This window comes from Polaromonas sp., from assembly GCF_029945895.1.
Classification (GTDB): domain Bacteria; phylum Pseudomonadota; class Gammaproteobacteria; order Burkholderiales; family Burkholderiaceae_C; genus Polaromonas.
Map to the genome: position 1 here is coordinate 1 of NZ_JAQSDL010000063.1, position 2,546 is coordinate 2,546.

The following is a 2,546-nucleotide window of genomic DNA, read 5'->3' on the forward strand; positions in this document are numbered from 1 at the left end:
TGTGTGCCGGTTCCGACCTGATGCACCCGCTGGGCGCGCTGGTCACCGGCGGCATCGCCGGCGCGGTGTTTGTATTGATGTTCACGCTGACGCAAAACCGCTGGAAGATCGACGATGTGCTGGGCGTGTGGCCGCTGCACGGCCTGTGCGGCGCCTGGGGCGGCATCGCTGCTGGCATCTTCGGCAGCAAGACCTTGGGCGGCTTGGGCGGCGTGCACCTCGGCGCGCAGCTGATCGGCACGGTCATGGGCGTGGGCTGGGCGCTGCTGGCCGGTTTTGCGGTCTATGGCCTGATCAAGGCCACCATGGGCCTGCGCCTGAGCCAGGAAGAAGAATACGAGGGCGCCGACCTGTCGATACACCGCATCGGCGCCACCCCCGACCGGGAGGTCAACTGGTGATGGCCACGATGGCGGACCGCCATCCTTTGCTCCTTAATTTATAGCAAATTGCCCCTGTTCCTGTTGGGCGGGCGGTAGATTTGACGTACGAAGTCCGGCAAACCCGCGGCAGGCTCGGCGCCAGCCAGCGGTCCTGTCCGCATTTTTTCTGCAGGCTCACGCTGCGGTGCGGTGCAGCTAGACTTGCCATCCATGGCCACCTTTGAAGAGCAACTGGTTGAACACCGGGTCTACCTCATGCGTTTTGCGAGGCTGCAGCTGCGCAACGAGGCCTGGGCGGAAGACGCGGTCTCCGAAACCCTGCTGGCGGCACTGTCCAAGCCGCAATCGTTTGGCAACCGTTCGCAGCTCAAGACCTGGCTGGTCGGCATTCTCAAGCACAAGGTCATCGACCTGATCCGCAGCCACGCCCGGGAGGTCTCGCTTCCCGATAACGGGGCCGACGATGAAGCCGATGAACTGGACAAGCTCGCCTTCCAGGCCGACGGCCACTTCACCAGCCCGCCCGGTGACTGGGGTGATCCGCAGCAAACCCTGGCGCAAAGCCAGTTTTTCCAGGTCCTGGATGCCTGCGTCGAGCGGCTGCCCCCGGCGCTCGGCCGCCTGTTCCTGATGCGCGAATGGCTGGAACTGTCCTGTGAAGAAGTCTGTAAGGAACTCTCGCTCACACCGACCAATTTGTATGTTCAGCTTCACCGTGCCCGCCTGCGTTTGCGCGAATGCCTGGCCATTCACTGGTTTGGCCAACAAGCCCACTGAACGGCCATCATGAAAATCCAGTCCCTTCCCCTGATGCGCACCTGCAAACAAGCCGCGGCATTGCTGGTGGCACGGGAGGACCGTAGCTTGAGCCTGTCCGATACCGTTGCCTTGCGCCTGCACCTGCTGGCCTGCAAGGCCTGCCCGCAATTTGAAAACCAGCTGCTCACCATGCGCCTGGCGATGGGCCGCTGGCGCAACTATGCAGGCGAGGCCGAGAGCCCGAACACGGAAGGCCTCCGGCGGCCAGACTGATGGCAACGAGCCGCGTTGCGATCCAGCCGCCCGGCGTTCGTGGCAAGTGGCAACTGGCAACTGGCAACTGGCAAGTGCGAGCCATCGCGAGAGCCGCTTGTGGGTGTGAACAGCGTAAAAATTCGTTTGTGTGCGCCACCACTGAAACCCGACCGCGATCGGGTCCCTGAAAAGTACAAGTGTGTGCAGACTTTCTGTTTTGTGATTGAAAATCAACGTTCTTTCATGCCCTCAGAAGACGTTTTTGGGTGCCCACGCCTCCCGCACGCCAGCGCTCGCGCCGCAGGGCACGACCGGCCCCCAGCCCCAGGTGGACCCGGGTCGAGCAGGTGCGGCGAAGGCAATTTTTGCTTGTCTTCCCCCGGCCCGGCCGCATAACATGAAGGCCGTGGATGCGAATTCACACCAGCCAGGTGATCGGTCAGTTTCGCGCGCTACAGCGGTACGTTTGAAGATTTGTTGTGCTTTCGGGACTCCATCGCTTTTATTATTGTGTTTTAGAGGAGTCCCTTCATGGGCAACAAACTTTACGTCGGCAATCTGCCTTATTCCGTCCGCGACGAAGACCTGCAACAATCTTTCGGCCAGTTTGGCGCTGTCACCAGCGCTAAAGTCATGATGGAGCGCGACACCGGTCGCTCCAAAGGCTTTGGCTTTGTGGAAATGGGCAGCGATGCCGAAGCCCAGGCAGCCATTGCCGGCATGAACGGCCAGCCTCTGGGCGGTCGCAGCGTTGTCGTCAACGAAGCCCGTCCGATGGAAGCTCGTCCGATGGAAGCTCGTCCTCCACGCACTGGCGGTGGCGGCTTCGGCGGCGGTGGTGGCTACGGTGGCGGCGGCTCTGGCGGCGGCGGCGACGGTGGTTTCCGCAGTCCTTACGGCGGCGGCCGTTCCGGGGGTGGCGGTTCCGGCGGCGGGCGCGGCGGCTATTAGCCTTGACTCCAGCCTCTTCAGCTGGGGCTGAGGACAGCTTCAAAAGGCTTCAAAACTCCGGTTTTGGAGCCTTTTTGCATGGAGGACTTGACTTTGGCCCAATCAACGATTGATTTTCCATCAATTTTGTTGGCTTTATTCAGATCTGGCGCATAATGCACGGGTGTGGGTATAAATCCATACAGGTTAGGTGATCGG

The 2,546-nt window shown here is 61.4% G+C and carries 4 protein-coding genes and 1 pseudogene; 4 read left to right on the forward strand and 1 reads right to left on the reverse strand.

Going from position 1 to position 2,546, the window contains the following annotated elements:
* From PSV33_RS07900 to PSV33_RS07915, 4 genes and pseudogenes are all read left to right on the forward strand, one after another.
* Positions 1–401, forward strand: a pseudogene (locus tag PSV33_RS07900) (ammonium transporter); the annotation flags it as partial.
* A gap of 192 nt (positions 402–593) precedes the next feature.
* Complete coding sequence (locus PSV33_RS07905; RefSeq protein ID WP_300560415.1) at positions 594–1,160, forward strand: sigma-70 family RNA polymerase sigma factor; 567 nt, start codon at positions 594–596, stop codon at positions 1,158–1,160.
* 9 nt (positions 1,161–1,169) lie between these two features.
* The gene (locus tag PSV33_RS07910) at positions 1,170–1,415 is read left to right on the forward strand and encodes a zf-HC2 domain-containing protein (RefSeq protein WP_300560417.1); all 246 of its coding nucleotides are present in this window, start codon (positions 1,170–1,172) and stop codon (positions 1,413–1,415) included.
* 513 nt (positions 1,416–1,928) lie between these two features.
* The gene (locus tag PSV33_RS07915) at positions 1,929–2,348 is read left to right on the forward strand and encodes an RNA-binding protein (RefSeq protein ID WP_300560419.1); all 420 of its coding nucleotides are present in this window, start codon (positions 1,929–1,931) and stop codon (positions 2,346–2,348) included.
* Between the two features lie 17 nt (positions 2,349–2,365).
* Here PSV33_RS07915 and PSV33_RS07920 read toward each other — a convergent pair.
* Positions 2,366–2,546: hypothetical protein (locus tag PSV33_RS07920; RefSeq protein WP_300560421.1), on the reverse strand; the 181-nt coding region annotated here is incomplete at its 5' end.